This window comes from Serratia grimesii NBRC 13537 (assembly GCF_001590905.1).
GTDB lineage: Bacteria > Pseudomonadota > Gammaproteobacteria > Enterobacterales > Enterobacteriaceae > Serratia > Serratia grimesii.
Genome location: NZ_BCTT01000006.1, coordinates 493886 through 510650, shown reverse-complemented (window position 1 = coordinate 510650; position 16765 = coordinate 493886). Strand labels below are relative to the sequence as shown.

Below are 16765 nucleotides of genomic sequence, written 5' to 3'. Positions count from 1 at the left end.
TGTCCTGATGGCAAGCTCGCATAAAGGCACGTTTAATCCTCGACCCGCTCCAATGAATTGTGGTGTGATGCAGCTTCAATAACAGGATAATCCGGGTATACTCCCCCCACTTTTTTTGATTATCCGGATTTGGACACGCGCCTGACGAGGATGCAGTAACGCGCTATGACTCAATACGCCTCCCCGATTTTGACATCACTGCTTGATACTGATGCCTACAAGCTTCATATGCAGCAAGCAGTGTTCCATCGCTATCCCGCTATCAGCGTGGCGGCGGAATTCCGCTGCCGTGGTGATGAGCTGCTTGGCGAATATGCCGACGAAATCCGTGCGCAGATTGCACTGATGAGCCAGTTGGCACTGACAGACGCCGAATTCCACTATCTATCAGGACTCCCGTTCTTCCGTGAGGATTACCTGAGCTGGTTGCGCAAGTTCCGTTACGATCCGCAACAGGTTCAGATCGAAAATCGCGCGGGAAAACTGCATATCCGGATTGCCGGTCCATGGCGCGAAGTGATCATGTGGGAAGTCCCGTTACTGGCAGTCATCAGCGAAGTGGTACACCGTCACCGCTCGCCAGATGTCACACCGGACATGGCGGTAGCCCATTTGCGCAGTAAACTGGCGCAGTTTAAAGCCATGAGTAGCGATGTGGATATTTCTCGCTTCAAACTGATGGACTTCGGCACCCGCCGCCGCTTCTCGCAGGCAGTACAGCAATCCATCGTCAGTACACTGAAGGAAGAATTCCCGTATCTGGTCGGTACCAGCAATTACGATCTTGCACATCAGCTTGGTCTGGCACCGGTAGGTACTCAAGCCCATGAATGGTTCCAGGCGCACCAGCAGATCAGCCCGGTGCTGGCTAACAGCCAACGAGCGGCATTGCAGGCTTGGCTGGACGAATACCCAGACCAGCTCGGCATCGCACTGACCGACTGCATCACCATGGATGCCTTCCTGCGAGATTTCGGCCTGCAATTCGCCCAACGTTATCAGGGCCTGCGGCACGACTCAGGTGACCCGTTCGAATGGGGTGAGAAAGCCATAGCGCATTACCAGAAGCTCGGTATTGATCCGATGAGTAAAACGTTGGTGTTCTCTGATAACCTGGATTTGGACAAAGCACTGGCGCTCTACCGGCACTTTTACCAACGCGTCAACCTGGTGTTCGGCATAGGTACACGCCTAACCTGCGATATTCCCGGCGTAAAACCGCTGAACATCGTGATTAAGCTCGTTGAATGCAAAGGCAAACCGGTGGCGAAACTCTCCGATAGCCCAGGCAAAACCATCTGCCAGGATCAAGCCTTTGTAAAAGCATTACGTAAGGCTTTCGACCTACCGCTGGTGAAGAAGGCGAGCTAAGCGCTCCCGTTCTGCGTACGCTAAAAAGCCGGCTGAATTTCCCCCGCCGGCTTTTTCTTCTTTATAAGATACTTTTCGTTGCTCCCTTTTCGCGCTTCCCCAAGAAATGTTGCATCAATCCGGCGATTTCTGCTTGTGCTCTGCACCGCGGCAAGTAACATAGCAACATCCCCATATTCTTGGGTTGTAAGCTATTTCTAAACCAAATAATTAAAGAGAGAAATCTATGAGCGTAGTGCCTGTAGTCGACGTACTGCAAGGCCGTGCTGCGGTTGACAGTGAAGTCACCGTGCGCGGTTGGGTGCGTACCCGGAGAGATTCTAAAGCTGGTATCTCCTTCCTGGCCGTCTATGACGGTTCCTGCTTTGATCCGTTACAGGCCGTCGTTAATAATTCTCTGCCGAATTATCAGGATGAAGTACTGCATCTGACCACAGGCTGTTCGATTGAAGTCACGGGTAAAGTCGTCGCCTCTCCGGGTGAAGGCCAGAGTTTCGAGCTGCAAGCAACCGCGATTAAAGTCGTTGGCTGGGTTGACGATCCGGACACCTACCCGATGGCGGCTAAGCGCCATAGCATCGAATACCTGCGCGAGGTCGCTCACCTTCGTCCACGAACCAACCTGATCGGTGCCGTTGCCCGCGTGCGTCATACGCTGGCGCAGGCCATTCACCGTTTCTATCACGAAAATGGCTTCTTCTGGGTTTCCACTCCGCTGATCACCGCTTCCGATACCGAAGGCGCTGGCGAAATGTTCCGCGTTTCAACGCTGGATCTGGAAAACCTGCCGCGTACTGATAAAGGAGCTGTCGATTTCAGCCAGGACTTTTTCGGTAAAGAAGCATTCCTGACCGTTTCCGGCCAGCTGAACGGCGAAACCTACGCCTGCGCGTTGTCGAAAATTTACACGTTCGGCCCAACCTTCCGCGCTGAGAATTCCAACACCAGCCGCCACCTGGCGGAGTTTTGGATGATCGAACCAGAAGTGGCGTTTGCAAACTTAGAAGACATCGCCGAACTGGCGGAAAAAATGTTGAAGTATGTGTTCCAGGCCGTGTTGAACGAACGTATGGATGACATGCAGTTCTTCGCCGAGCGCGTAGACAAAGATGCAATTGATCGCCTGCAGCGTTTTGTTTCTTCCGATTTCGCGCAGGTGGATTACACCGAAGCCGTGGAAATTCTGATCGCATCAGGTCAGACGTTCGAAAACCCAGTCTCCTGGGGTATCGATCTGTCTTCCGAGCATGAGCGCTACCTGGCGGAGAAACACTTCAAAGCACCGGTTGTCGTAAAAAACTACCCGAAAGACATCAAAGCTTTCTATATGCGTATGAACGAAGATGGCAAAACCGTTGCAGCGATGGACGTGTTAGCCCCAGGCATTGGTGAAATCATCGGTGGCGCACAGCGTGAAGAACGTTTGGATGTGCTGGATCAACGTCTGGAAGCTATGGGCCTGAATAAAGAAGATTACTGGTGGTATCGTGATCTGCGTCGTTACGGCACCGTACCTCATGCTGGCTTCGGTTTGGGCTTTGAACGTTTAATCGCCTATGTGACCGGTGTACAAAACGTGCGTGATGTTATTCCATTCCCGCGTACGCCACGTAATGCAAGCTTTTAATTAATCAGATAATACATTTTTTAATTAATTTAGTTACAAAACCAAGGCCAGCTTTGCTGGCCTTTCGCATTTTTTAATATTGACCCACGTCACAAAGTTCCCTGAATATTACATTTAGTTACAAATACTTTCTTTTTGAAACCTCATTGCGACATTGGTAGCATTTTCGTTCTAGATTAACCCGGCTGTGAATGGAACACTGCGTGCAGACACAGGACGACACCAATCTATCAACAATAGTTCAAAAGAATTATTGGCGGCAGTGGCAAAGGTGTCCGAATAACACCAATGAGGGTAATATAATGATGAAGCGCAACATTCTTGCAGTGGTAATCCCAGCTCTGTTAGCAGCTGGTGCAGCAAACGCTGCTGAAATCTACAACAAAGACGGCAACAAGCTGGATCTGTACGGCAAAGTTGACGGTCTGCACTACTTCTCAGACGACAAAGGTAATGATGGCGATCAGACCTATGTTCGTTTCGGCTTCAAAGGTGAAACCCAGATTACTGACCAACTGACCGGTTACGGCCAGTGGGAATACAACGTTCAAGCTAACCACTCTGAATCTCAAGGCACCGAAGGCACCAAGACTCGTCTGGGCTTCGCTGGTCTGAAATTCGCTGACTACGGTTCATTCGACTACGGTCGTAACTACGGCGTACTGTACGACGTAGAAGGCTGGACAGATATGCTGCCAGAATTCGGTGGCGATACTTATACCTACACTGACAACTTCATGACTGGCCGTACTAACGGCGTTGCTACTTACCGTAACAACAACTTCTTCGGTCTGGTTGACGGTCTGAACTTCGCAATTCAGTACCAAGGTAAAAACCAGAACGACGGTCGTGATGTTAAGAAACAAAACGGCGACGGTTGGGGCCTGTCTTCTACTTATGACATCGGCGAAGGCATCAGCGTAGGTGCTGCATATGCTTCTTCTAACCGTACCGATGATCAGAAACTGCGTTCTAACGAACGTGGCGACAAGGCTGATGCATGGACTGTTGGTGCTAAATATGACGCGAACAACGTTTACCTGGCAACCATGTACTCCGAAACCCGTAACATGACTCCATACGGTGGCAATAACTCGCTGAAAACCGGTACTGTGTCTTGCGCAGATAGCGATAACAACAGCTGCGGCGGTTTCGCTAGCAAAACTCAGAACTTCGAAGTGACTGCTCAGTACCAGTTCGACTTCGGTCTGCGTCCAGAAGTATCTTACCTGCAGTCTAAAGGTAAGAACATGAACGTTCCAGGCGCAGGTTCTGACCAAGATCTGGTTAAATATGTTTCTGTTGGTACCACTTACTACTTCAACAAAAACATGTCTACCTATGTTGATTACAAAATCAACCTGCTGGACGACAACGAATTCACTAAAGCCACTGGCACTGCTACCGACGATATCGTAGCTGTTGGTCTGGTTTACCAGTTCTAAGTTGTCACACTTAACGACGATTTACCGTCGGACAAGTTAAAAAACAGGGCTTCGGCCCTGTTTTTGTTTTTGTATAACGCGTAAATTTTTATCCTGCTAATCCCCCCCTTCCCCATCATTTTTTATGCCGAATATGCAGCCTTCACAAGATCGAGGTGTTTTTCTCGCAAACGGTTGGCAAAGGGCATAACTGGCGCTACCCTGATGCCTCTGTCTGCTTAACTCCGAGCCATGGAAGCACCTGACATGTTTGAAAAAATCACTGCTGCACCTGCCGATCCAATCTTGGGTCTGACCGACATTTTCCGCGCTGACGCACGCCCTAACAAAATCAACCTGGGGATTGGCGTATACAAAGATGAAACCGGTAAAACCCCGGTGCTGACCAGCGTTAAAAAAGCTGAACAGTATCTGCTGGAAAATGAGACCACCAAAAACTATCTCGGCATTGAGGGGATTCCTGCGTTCGCCAACTGTACGCAAGAGCTACTGTTCGGTAAAAAAAGCCCTATCATCGCTGACAAGCGTGCACGTACCGCACAAACACCAGGCGGCACCGGTGGCCTGCGTGTGGCAGCTGACTTCATCGCCAATCAGACCAGCGCAAAGCGTATCTGGATCAGTAATCCAAGCTGGCCGAACCACAATAACGTATTCGGCGCCGTCGGCCTTGAAGTGTTGGAATATGCTTACTACGATGCCGCCAATCATTCATTAGACTTCGATGGCTTGCTGAATAGCCTAAAACAGGCTCAGGCCGGTGATGTGGTCCTGTTCCACGGCTGCTGCCATAACCCAACCGGCATTGATCCAACAGCAGAGCAATGGGCTCAGTTGGCAGAATTGTCCGTGGCTAACGGTTGGCTGCCGCTGTTCGACTTTGCTTACCAGGGTTTTGCAAAAGGTCTGGAAGAAGATGCCCAGGGCCTGCGCATTTTTGCTGCCAAGCATAAGGAACTGATCGTTGCCAGTTCTTACTCAAAGAACTTCGGTCTTTACAACGAGCGCGTCGGTGCCTGCACCATTGTTGCCGCTGATGCCGAAACCGCCGATCGCGCCTTCAGTCAGGTGAAAGCCGCCATTCGTGCCAACTACTCCAACCCACCGTCACATGGCGCCGCCATTGTTGCGGCAATCTTGGGTAACGACGCACTACGTGCATTGTGGGAGCAAGAGCTGACAGATATGCGTCAACGCATTCACCGTATGCGTCAGCTGTTCGTGAATACCCTACAGGAGAAAGGCGCGGAGCAGGACTTCAGCTTTATCATCAATCAGAACGGCATGTTCTCGTTCAGCGGGCTAACCAAAGAACAAGTACTGCGCCTGCGCGAAGAGTTTGGCGTCTATGCCGTTAACTCTGGTCGCGTGAACGTTGCGGGCATGACCCCGGACAATATGGCACCGCTGTGCGAAGCCATCGTCGCCGTGCTGTAAAAGTCATTGCGGATATATAGCAAAAGGGGCGCTAAAAGCGCCCCTTAGTTATTTCTGCCGGGAAATAATCCTACCAGATAGCGGGCTCTTCACGCAGGAACGGATTTGTTTCACGTTCTTGACCGAAGGTAGACATTGGCCCATGACCAGGAATAAACGCCATGTCGTCACCTTGCGGCAATAGCTTGGTGCGAATCGAGTTGATCAACGCCTGGTGATCACCTTGCGGGAAATCACTACGCCCCACACCGCCGTTAAACAGCACGTCACCCACCAGCGCCAATCTCGCCTGTTCATTAATAAACACGATATGGCCGGGAGTATGGCCTGGGCAATGCAGCACCTTAAGCGTCATCTCGCCCACCTGCACACTGTCCCCTTCTTCCAACCACTTTGTTGGTGTCAGCGGCGCACATTCTTCGAGTCCAAACATACGGCTCTGCGCAGGCAAGCCATCCAGCCAGAAAGCGTCTTTTTTATCCGGGCCGTAGATCGGCACCTGATAATGTTCAGCCAGCTCAGCAGCTGCACCTACGTGATCGAGATGGCCATGCGTTAGCAGTATCTGCGTGACAGTCACGCCCTGCTTTGCTATTTCAGCCTTCAGTTTTTCCGCATCGCCACCGGGATCGACCAACGCCGCCTGTTGGGTGCTCTCGCACCAGATCACGCTGCAGTTCTGACTAAAGGCGGTAACGGGAATAATTTGGTATTTCATAAGGCTCCAACGACAACAGCGCCATACCCTGACGGGCTGGCGCTACTCACTTATGGCGCACAACGATTACCAGGTCCGCACCGGGCCGGTATCGATGTGTACAAAGTTGCTACGTGGGTAATATCCTACACCACCGGCGCTCATTTTTAACGCCGCTTTACGGATATTACTCAATTGGATGCCTTCGATATGGAAGTCCATCGCCTGGCCCTTAGTGTGGTAGCTATGCTTAGCCACACCGCGACTGCGCTCACGCAGTTCATTGTTGGTATCCAGAGAACGATAACCTGATACCAGCTGTACCGGCTTGTTAGTACCCAACAAACCTTGCAAGCGATAGAGATGATCAAACAAGCGGGGATCGATCGACTTAACCTTATTGGCGCGATAATCACGGAAAAGATGATTAAGACGAACTAATTCGTCTTTATTATATCCCTTCCCGTCGAAGAATTCGGCCTTCAGCGATTCGCCCGTATGCATGTTATTTACAACCAAAATACGCGGGCGCGAAGTAGAAAGACTGGCAAAGGCTTGCCCTGGGAGCAGCGCTATGCCCATAGCGGCGCTACCTAACGCCAGCCATTTACGGCGATGATGATCAATTTTGTCCATGTTTCTGTTAAACCCGGCAAGAATATCAAAATATATGCACAAAACAGCGCACTGCCCGAACCATAACCGCCCACACAAGCTGAGTCAACCCGTGATGTCCCGCGGTTTGCAGGCACCCAAGGAATGAGTGCCTGCATCATGGCCCGATATTCTGACCGTTATTTATTTATAATTACTGCATTTATTGCATTAATTTTTCGGCCTGAGCCAAAATTTGTGCACCCGATCTCACCGTATCATCATAATTGTAAATATCTGTGCGGAATTGTGGTTTTCCATCATCAGAAACCCAGGCGGTTAAATAATACAATTTAACCGGAATATGCTGGCGGATATTCACGTAGGTTGTATTCCCCTCTTTCAAGGTGGACGACACTCGCGTGTTATTCCAACCCGCATCCTGTAACAGCATGTTTGCCAAATCCGATGCCTTATTGACACGCACACAGCCGGAGCTCAAAGCGCGAATGTCTTTCTGGAACAGGTTATGGTTAGGCGTATCGTGCAAATAGATGGCATCCGAACTCGGCATGTTGAATTTGAAGCGCCCCAATGAGTTGGCGGCGCCTGGCGCCTGGCGAATCCGGTACGGGAAGTTCCGGGCAGAAACCATGTTCCAGTCAATCATCGCTGGGTTAATCACTTCAGCATCGTTGCTCCAACCGGAAAGCACGGTATAACCGTGTTTTTGGAAGTAGCTACCGTCACGCATTGCCTTCGGCACAATGTCCTCACGCACCAGCGTAGTCGGCACGTTCCACGGCGGGTTAACCACCACATTATTCAGCGCACTGTTCATCAATGGCGTCTTACGGCTTGGCCTGCCGACAATCACTCGCGAAGAAAGCACTTCATTGCCGTTCTGATAATACGTCAATGAGTAGTTAGGAATATTCACCATGATCCCGGTGCCAACATGGCCGGGAAGAATGCGTAAACGTTGGATATTCAGCGCCAACAGTGAGGCACGCATTCGTGGCGTAACGTTAAGCCATTCACGCGTACGTGGGCCAATCACGCCATCAGCACTCAACCCTTGCCATTTCTGGAAGCGTTTAACCCCCTCAACCAGATCGTTGGTATAGCGATTATCCGTGACCGTCACTGGGCTTTCAGACTGCTGCGTAAACGGGGATTGTGGTGATGGTACGATATCTTTGACCGGCGCAGCCGCCGGACTGACAACAGCACTCTTGGCCTCGTGATTTTTTTCTTCATCGACAGATAGGCCACCGTCATCGGGTTCATTACGCGAACCCGTTAATACCGCAGGCGGATCCTGTGTTTCATCCGGCACAGTAGTGGCTGTCGCGGTTAGCATGCCGTTGCGCGTCAAAATCTCTCGCAGGGCAGGAATATCATTGCTCAGTTGATCAGGGCGCAGGCTCGGGCCATTCGCCATCTGCGGCCATGGGCGATTGTCGGCCAGCATATCGCGTAATGCCTGATGCATCTTGGCGTATTGCGGGTGCTGCGGCGCCAGCGAGGTGACATACGCCAGAGTCTTGCCCTGACGCACCGCCAGTTGCCATTGATTAATCACCGTATTGGGCGGTAAACCGAGTTTGTACGGAATATTGCTGTATAACCAGCTATTGCCATTGGCACCAATAGATGACACGAACTGCAAATAACCCAGCATCGCATCAGACAGTACGACATCTCGTCCCACATCGGTAATGGCTGGATCAGTCAGCTGTTTTACCCATTGGGTAAATTGTGGCTGCACGCCAGACATCGCCAATTCGGCCAGTTGTTGCTGAAACTGCTGAACCGCTTCGCGATCCTGCCACATTAATTGCATCCTGTTCGCTGCGTACAGAGGAGCAAGCGTTGAAAGATAATGTGGTGTAATGCCTTTAGGCAAGGCAGCGAGTAATTCCGAACGACTTTGCGCAACTGACATGCCAGATGACGCTACCGGAAAGGCAGGAACGGTTGCCCATACGGGTAACGACGACGTAAGACCACATGCAATTGCGCAACTCAGCGCCAGACGCCGTACCGTGTTTCCATTTCTAAGCAACATCCATTGCCCCCTGTATGCTCACAAAAAATACAACCAAGACAGCTTATTAGTTTCAGTATACGAACAGAAAAGCCATTTTGCCCTTGGGCGCTTATGAATAACTGTTATGTCATTAAGCTACCCGGTTTTAAACGGATAAAAAAGCAGGACTATCATCCATGCGCACAAAAAAATAGCCACCCCAAGGCGGCTATTTTCAGATTATTAGTGGGCTTTTCTGCGTTTACGGCGTTTCTGCCGTAGTCACACCTAACGCAGGTGGTTCATTGGCGAAACCGCGTAGCCCCACGACATGTACGTGTTCATGGTTCTGGAACACCTTACGCACCAACTTATACGTTGTGCCTTTTTCCGGGCTGATGTTTTCAGGTGCTGCGATGATCAACTGCATTTCCAGACGATCACACAACTCAAACAACGTCGCGATGGATTTGGCATCCAGTCGTGCTGCTTCGTCGAGGAACAGCAGGCGACATGGGGAAATATCTTTACCGCGCAGGCGACGGGATTCCTCTTCCCAGCTCTGCACAACCATCACCAGAATCGACATCCCGGTACCGATCGCTTCCCCGGTCGACAGCGCACCACTCTCTGCACGCAACCAACCATCGGAACCGCGGAAGACTTCCACTTCCAGTTCCAGATAGTTACGGTAATCCAGCAACTCTTCGCCAATAGTTTGCGGCGTGCGTTGCCCCATATCAATCTGTGGATTCAGACGCTGGTAGAGTTTGGCCAATGCCTCAGAGAAGGTCAGGCGGTTACTGTTGAACAGATCCTGATGTTGTTCCTGCTGTTCAGAAAGCACATCCAACAGCGTCGCATGAGCTTCACGCACGTTGACGTTCAGTCGAACGCTCTTCACCTGCCCGAAGGAAACCGCCTGCAAGCCCTGGTTGAGCATGCGGATACGGTTCTGTTCACGCTGGATAGTTTTGCGAATGATGTTCGCCACGCTCTTGGAACTGATCGCCAGCTTCTGCTCACGTGCCGTCAATTCTTCGGTCAGGCGGCCCAGTTCAATCTCCATCTGTTCGATGGCTTCAACCGGGTCGTCCGTGCGGATGATATCCTGACGGATACGCTCACGCAGATGCTGATACACCGCAATATAGAACTGAATCTTGCGTTCTGGGCGCTTAGGATCTTCAGACAGACGCAGTACATCACGCAGGTGTTCGTTATCCGACACCGCCAGACGCAACGCACCGAGCGCCTTATCCGACATAGAACGCAACTCGTCACCGTCCATATAGGCCAGTTCACGACGATGCAGACGCCGTTCAACCCCGTTGTCTTTCACCATCCGCATGACCGCACACCAGCCCGCTTTGGCAGTGACGACCTGCTCACGCATCTGATAATAATCACGCTCAAGCTTACGCAGCTTCTTCTGTAAGCTGTCCATTTCCGCTTCGCAGAAGGTCAGCTGTTTTTCCAACTGATTACGGCGCGCACGGTTGTTGCTCAATCCGGCATGTAATTCATCACGACGCGCACGCGCACGTGCTTCGGCATTGGCATCCGCCTGCACGCCTATGTCCACCAGCTCTTGGCTCAACTCTTTCAGCATATCGCGCTTAGCGTCATACGAGCTTTTAAGCGACGCTAACACCTGGCTGTACTGGGTAAATTGAGTCTGATACTGACGCAACTGTTCACGGGCGCGGGTACGTTCCGCTTCCGCGTGCTCCAAACGTTGGCGCAGCTTGTCATTCAAATCGTTGTTGGCATTTTGCATGCCGGCAGAATCGGTATAGCTGAAGTGTGCACGACGCTGTACCACTTCAGTCAGCGCAAACGCCTGTTGTTTGGCCTGACGCTGCACGCTCTGCGCCTGAGTGTAATCCTGTTGCAACTGTTCATGCTGCTGCGGATCGCTCTGCAGCACCGATAACAATGGCTCCAGCTTAGTCAGTGAAACACCATGCTGTTGGATATGACGTGCAGCATCCTGCGCCTCTTCCAGTTCTTCACGGATTTCTTCCACGCGATCCTGCAAGGTTTCATCGTTTAACAATGAAACCAGCGGCATCAGACGATTCAGCGCAGAGATACCCTCTTTCGCCTGATCATATTGCTGACGTTGTTGCTGATTCTGTGCTTCATGGTTGTTCAGAGCACGCTCGATTTCACCACGGCGTGTCGTAAGGCCACGGATTTCCGCTTCTGGATCAGCGTCAAATGCCACTGCCAGATGGGTACCAATGAAACGGCTGAAGGCCTGATGTGAACGCTGAGTCTTCTGCACGTCGAATGACAACGTCGCGTAACGCTCCGCCAGTTTTTCCCGTTCGGCATGCAGCACTTCCAGGCGGTTCTCACGTGCGGCGCGGCCAAACAACGGCACGTCCGGATAACGCGAGTAACGCCACTGGCGCTCAGCGGTTTTCACCAATACCGCCCTGTCTTGCTCTTCGACGGCAAATACGCTGTCATCAAATGACTGCGGATCCCCTTCGATCAGATAGAGATCTTCCGGGCAGTCTTCCAACCCTTCCAACATCTCACGTACCAGTGACAGATCTGGTACCACAATGGCGTGACGTGACGGGCCGTACAGTGCAGAGAAATACGGCGCATCGTCGATGGTGACATCGTCATAGATTTCAGAGAGCAGTACGCCGCCAAAACGCTCGGCCAACGTGACCAGACGCTGATCTTCGGCACCGCCTGGCTGGCTGAGACGTTCGATCTGCGCCTCAACAGCACGTTTGGCTGCAGCTACTTCGTCACGCTCTACCGTGGTTTCACGTTCGCGCTCCAACAACTGCTGCATGTACTCGGTGACTTGCTGGCTGCTTTCAAGCGCTTCACCACTTTGCTCACTAAGTTGACTCAGAGAGTCCTGCGCTGCCAACCAAATGGGAGCTCGAGCTGTCAGTTCACGAATACGCTGTTGAATTTGCTCCAGTTCCTGGCGCATTTCCATCCGGCGTTCGCCAGCGTCACTGACGCTTTGCGACAAGGATTCAAGACGCTCTTCCAGCTCTTGCTGCAGTGCATCGAGATCGTCCGGTTGATACTGTTGGCCATGACGTTTGCAGAACTCCTGCAACAGACGCTCGGCGTCTTGTTGAGAACGTAAACGTTGTTCCAGCTCACTCAGACGCATACGCAACGGCTGCACACGCTCGGCAAGGTGTTGTTGTGATGGCCAATCGCGCAGCAATTCGCGCGCGCACTGCCAGGCTTCGCTACGGCTAACCTGGCCGGCGATTTTGCCTACCAGCTGATAGGCTTGTTCAAACTGACCATGCGCGGCGTCGGCCACACTCAGCTTCTGTTCAAGCATCAGCAACGCTTCCGTCGCTTCCTGCTCACGTGCCTGGAAAGTGTCCAGCCACTCTTCAGCATTTTCAGCAGTCAGTTCCGGTAATTGGCACAGTGCACGAGCACGCTCCAGCGCCTGCAACGCCTGTTGATACTGAATGGCACGGGTCTGCTGCACGTCAAGTGCCTGCTGGTAGTCGGCGAGTTGGCTTTTCAGCTCATCCACTTCCAGTTCAGCCGCCTCAGCGCGCGCTTCATTTTCAGCCTGCTGCTCGCTGGCTTCCGCAACCACTTCATTCTGTTCTTCCAGTCGGTAGGTCAGCTCTTCCAGATCGCCTTCATAACGCTCGATCTTTTCCTGCTGACGCATCGCCGTTTGCACCAGATTCAGGTGATCGCTGGCAGCCTGGTAATCGGTTTCCAGATCAGATTCCGCGCCGCTCTGTTCCGCCAGTTCACGTGCCATTTCCACATGGCGATATTGCTCCGCTGCCAACTGCTTACGGCTGCCCAGCAGATCGCTGCGCAGAGCCAACGCGCCGTCCAAATGAATGCGGCGTTCATTGGCATGACGCATATAGTCAGCCGCCACATAGGATGTGGCTTCGGAAATCAGGTGTTTGAACAGGTCACGATCAGTCTGGGTAACGCGGATAGCTTCCAGCGTCATGCGGTTTTCACGCAACGCCGCTTCCATGTCCTGGAATGCTTTACGCACCCCGCTGTTTTCCGGCAACAAATAGTCACGCAACGAGCGGGTGATGGCGCTGGAAATACCGCCATACAATGAAGCTTCGATCAGGCGATAAAACTTGCTGCGATCAGACGATGAGCGCAAGCGTTTCGGGATCACGCCCAAATCGAACATTAATGAGTGATAGTCGGTGATGGAGTTGAACTGCTTGAACTGCACACCCTCCATCTCTTCAACGCGATCTTTCAGTTCCTGCAACGTCAGCACACGTGCCTGACGTTCGCCAACCGTTTGAGTCAGAAGCTCCGTCGGCTGTACCGCCGTTGGCAGGCCCTGGATGGTAAACGGCTTGATATCAACCTTGCGATCACGCCCCGCCACCTGTTGCAGACGCACGCCAACGACCACTCGCTGATGGCGCGAGTTGATCACATCAAGCGTCGAATAACACACCCCTGCGCGCAACTTACCGTGCAAGCCCTTGTCTCGGGAACCACTGGTAGCACCAGCTTCGGTGGTATTACGGAAGTGCAACAGCGTTAAATCAGGAATCAACGCAGTGACGAAAGCCGCCATGGTGGTGGATTTCCCTGCCCCGTTACCGCCAGACAGCGTGGTCACCAACTCATCGAGATCAAAGGTGCGGGCGAAAAAACCGTTCCAGTTGACCAGCGTCAGCGAGCGAAATTTACCGCGTTCAATCATTCCTGTTCATCCTCTGCACTGTCCGGAGTGTTATCAAGCTGCGAATCTTCAGCATCGCTTTCATCATTCAACGACAGGCTGTTTTCAACCGGCATAGCTTCGCCGTCACGAATCATACGCAACTGTGCTTCACGCGGATCATCACCACTACGCACGTCAGCGCCAAAGCGGAACACTGCTTCAGTGATGCGGAACTTGCTGCTGTCGTTGCCCATAAAATAGATCATTCCCAGACGACGCAGGCGGTTCAGTGACGTACGCACTTTTTCGTGCAGCTTTTGGCGATCGAGATCCGACCCCGTGGAGCGTTGGTTAACGAATTTCAGCAATTTGGTTTCGTCAGCCAGGCTTAAGAGCTCGTCGTACAGCTCCTGATGGCTGAAAATCCCTTCATGCGCCAGACGTTCCGGGCTGAGATAGAGATAACACAGGATTTTCCCCACCATCATATCCAGCTCAGATAATACTGAACGCGGGATCAACGTCGTAGAACGTGGACGCAGGTAGAAGAATCCTTCCGGCGCACGGATCAATTCCACGCTGTAGCGGGCATAAAACTCTTCCAGTTCATCCTGGAAGTCCATTAAGAAAGCGTGGTTGTCCAGTTCATCGATACCGATGTGACGACCCGCACGCAATTGGCTGTCCAGCGCCGGGAAAAGCGCGTTAGACAATGCTTTGGCCAGCTTAACTGGCATTACTTGTTCAATATTTGTCGATGACATGGGCCTGGACCTTGGCTCCGTAATCATTGATTGCCTGCCATTGAGCCGGCAACCCTGAAAAATCTGCTTCAGCCACACCAAGGCGCACTGCCTGGTCGACCACTAAACGTGCCACATCGAAGTGACGAGCACGCGGATATTGCGCCAGATAATCGCGCATTACCGCCCCTAAATTGAGCGGCATCTGTTGTTCCTGATAAATCTTCAGTGCTTGTTCGATCATCAACGCCAGCTGTTCGCGGATTTCGCTGAACTCTTCGAACTCCAGGTCCGGAGGCAATTCACCCGTCACTTCCTCACTGCGCAAAGCCAGTTCTTCGTCACGCATATCCAGCAGGCGGTCGGCGTTGGCATGGGTCAGTGTCCATGGATTATCGAAATAATTTTGCACCGACTGACGCAGGCGCTGTGCGAACACACGATTTTTATCCATATCGATAGCGGTACGGATAAATTTATGCACGTGACGGTCGTAGCCAATCCACAGGTCAATTGCCTGTTGGCCCCAGCTGATAATGCGGTCGAGCTTGCTTTGCAGATCAAACACCAGTTTGTCGACAAAGCCCAACTCTACCCCACCCAACGTTGCATCCTGAATACGCAGCAGGTTGGCTTGCAGCTTGTCGCCAGCCGCTTCCAGCGTATCTTGCAGTTCACGTAAGGTGCCCGAGGTCTCGGATAGTAGCATTTCACAGCTGGAGATCGCTGCGCGCCAATCCTGATTCAGCAATGCAGCGATATCTTCCTTCACGCCTTGCTGTTGCTCATCCATCACCCGTTGGGTCATGTCGATGCTGTCGAATATTTCCGCCACTGAATATTTCAACGGTGCAAACACGTTGCGGTGCCAGTGGAAATCATCGCCACCCTCTTCGGCCGCATCAGCGGCACGTTTCAGTTCCTGCGCGACGATCGATAACTGCATCGACAAACGCAACGTAGAGAATTCGCGCTGACGGATATAGTAATCAGTAATACCTATGCCCAGCGGTGTCAGACGGTAAATCGCATTGCCGTCAGCCAGTTCGCTGGTAAAACGGTTTAACAGGCGCTGGCGCACCATGTCGTTAATCGCATTGTTGGCGCGGACCGCTACCGTTTCATGCGTCTGTTCGAAACCTTTGCTGACATGGCGAAATGCATCAACCAGCTCACCTTCGCTCATCTCGCCGTCCAGTCGCTCGCCATTTAATGTGGCAATAGCGAGCAAAAACGCAAGACGCTCCGTAGGGAGCGAAATAGAGAAATCATTTTTCCGTGCCCAGGCGACCAGTTCGGGTACTGTCTGGGAAAATTCACTCATAGTTCGTCCTTCAGGTTTGGTTTATGCGCCATGACGTGAATATAGCGCCCCAAACTCACGTACGGCTCCTGCCGGCAATAGTGCTGTTCAAGCGCCAATAACTCTTCAAATTTTTGTGTCTGAAGCTGCCTACTTTGCAGATAATCGTGGAACACCCGCACCCCGGTTTTCCCGCTGATACGCATGCCCAACTGTTCCAGCCAGCCATATACCTGTGGCGGGCTATGCGGATACTGTGGCGACAACGAACGCTTTCTGCGTCTTCTGACCTCTGGGTTCACCAGTTGGAAATTACCCAACACCACGTTACGCATCAAGAGGCCATTAGCATTAAAGAACATCAATGACAGTGCACCACCCGGCAACAGACAGTCAGACAACGCCTGTAAAGCTGCTTCAGGTTCAGCGATCCATTCAAGCACCGCATGAAACAATATCAGATCAACCGGCTGTTCCAAGTGTTGACCAATATCCTGCGCAGAACTTTGTATGAATTGCATGTTCTGGCTCACACCTTTCTGCTCAGCCAGCGACGCGGCGCGTTGGATCATCTCACCAGAAAGATCGCACAACAACACCTGATGTCCTAATTCTGCCAGTTGGCAGGCCATATGGCCTTCGCCACCGCCGGCATCCAGAATGCGCAGCGGCCGCTGCGGCAACTGGGCCAGCAGCGTGGTCAGATCCTGCCAGACAACGGCCTGGCGGATTTTCCCTTTGGTGGTGCCGTAAATATTACGCGCAAACTTTTCAGCAATATCGTCAAAATTGCGATCCTGCATGGACAACGGCTCCGCTGATCTTATTCTTCTGGGGGCAAAGT

General features: G+C 52.1%; 11 protein-coding genes. 4 read left to right on the top strand and 7 right to left on the bottom strand.

The features are described 5' to 3' along the window. The first annotated feature begins 165 nt into the window (after nt 1-165). The 4 genes from pncB to SGR01S_RS08945 all read left to right on the top strand — a co-directional run bounded on the left by pncB (nt 166) and on the right by SGR01S_RS08945 (nt 5880). On the top strand, nt 166-1371 hold the full coding sequence (pncB, locus tag SGR01S_RS08960) for a nicotinate phosphoribosyltransferase (RefSeq protein ID WP_061807228.1): 1206 nt from the start codon (nt 166-168) through the stop codon (nt 1369-1371). 226 nt (nt 1372-1597) lie between these two features. Beyond that, the gene (gene asnS / locus SGR01S_RS08955; RefSeq protein ID WP_037421998.1) at nt 1598-2998 is read left to right on the top strand and encodes an asparagine--tRNA ligase; all 1401 of its coding nucleotides are present in this window, start codon (nt 1598-1600) and stop codon (nt 2996-2998) included. A gap of 302 nt (nt 2999-3300) precedes the next feature. Next, nucleotides 3301-4443 carry a porin OmpC gene (gene ompC / locus SGR01S_RS08950; RefSeq protein WP_061807227.1) on the top strand — a complete coding sequence of 381 codons (1143 nt, stop codon included), beginning with the start codon at nt 3301-3303 and terminating at the stop codon, nt 4441-4443. A gap of 246 nt (nt 4444-4689) precedes the next feature. Beyond that, on the top strand, nt 4690-5880 hold the full coding sequence (locus tag SGR01S_RS08945; RefSeq protein WP_061807226.1) for an amino acid aminotransferase: 1191 nt from the start codon (nt 4690-4692) through the stop codon (nt 5878-5880). A 70-nt stretch (nt 5881-5950) separates the two neighbouring features. Here SGR01S_RS08945 and SGR01S_RS08940 read toward each other — a convergent pair whose 3' ends face one another. The 7 genes from SGR01S_RS08940 to cmoM form a co-directional block, all read right to left on the bottom strand. Beyond that, nucleotides 5951-6598, bottom strand: a complete 648-nt coding sequence (locus SGR01S_RS08940) for an MBL fold metallo-hydrolase (protein ID WP_037421989.1) — start codon at nt 6596-6598, stop codon at nt 5951-5953. A 66-nt stretch (nt 6599-6664) separates the two neighbouring features. After that, complete coding sequence (mepK, locus tag SGR01S_RS08935) at nt 6665-7213, bottom strand: peptidoglycan L,D-endopeptidase MepK (RefSeq protein ID WP_037421985.1); 549 nt, start codon at nt 7211-7213, stop codon at nt 6665-6667. A 181-nt stretch (nt 7214-7394) separates the two neighbouring features. After that, on the bottom strand, nt 7395-9242 hold the full coding sequence (gene ldtD, locus SGR01S_RS08930) for a L,D-transpeptidase (RefSeq protein WP_073963421.1): 1848 nt from the start codon (nt 9240-9242) through the stop codon (nt 7395-7397). Nucleotides 9243-9465: 223 nt separating this feature from the next. Next, nucleotides 9466-13914 carry a chromosome partition protein MukB gene (gene mukB, locus SGR01S_RS08925; protein ID WP_061807221.1) on the bottom strand — a complete coding sequence of 1483 codons (4449 nt, stop codon included), beginning with the start codon at nt 13912-13914 and terminating at the stop codon, nt 9466-9468. Continuing rightward, complete coding sequence (gene mukE, locus SGR01S_RS08920) at nt 13911-14639, bottom strand: chromosome partition protein MukE (protein ID WP_037421977.1); 729 nt, start codon at nt 14637-14639, stop codon at nt 13911-13913. The genes mukB and mukE overlap by 4 nt, the downstream gene beginning before the upstream one ends. Further along, entirely contained in the window at nt 14620-15942 is a 1323-nt protein-coding gene (mukF, locus tag SGR01S_RS08915; protein ID WP_037421974.1) for a chromosome partition protein MukF, read from the bottom strand. Before mukF ends, mukE begins: the two co-directional genes overlap by 20 nt. Beyond that, nucleotides 15939-16724 (bottom strand): tRNA uridine 5-oxyacetic acid(34) methyltransferase CmoM, encoded by a 786-nt coding sequence (gene cmoM, locus SGR01S_RS08910; protein ID WP_037421971.1) that lies wholly within the window; start codon nt 16722-16724, stop codon nt 15939-15941. Before cmoM ends, mukF begins: the two co-directional genes overlap by 4 nt. Nucleotides 16725-16765 lie beyond the last annotated feature (41 nt).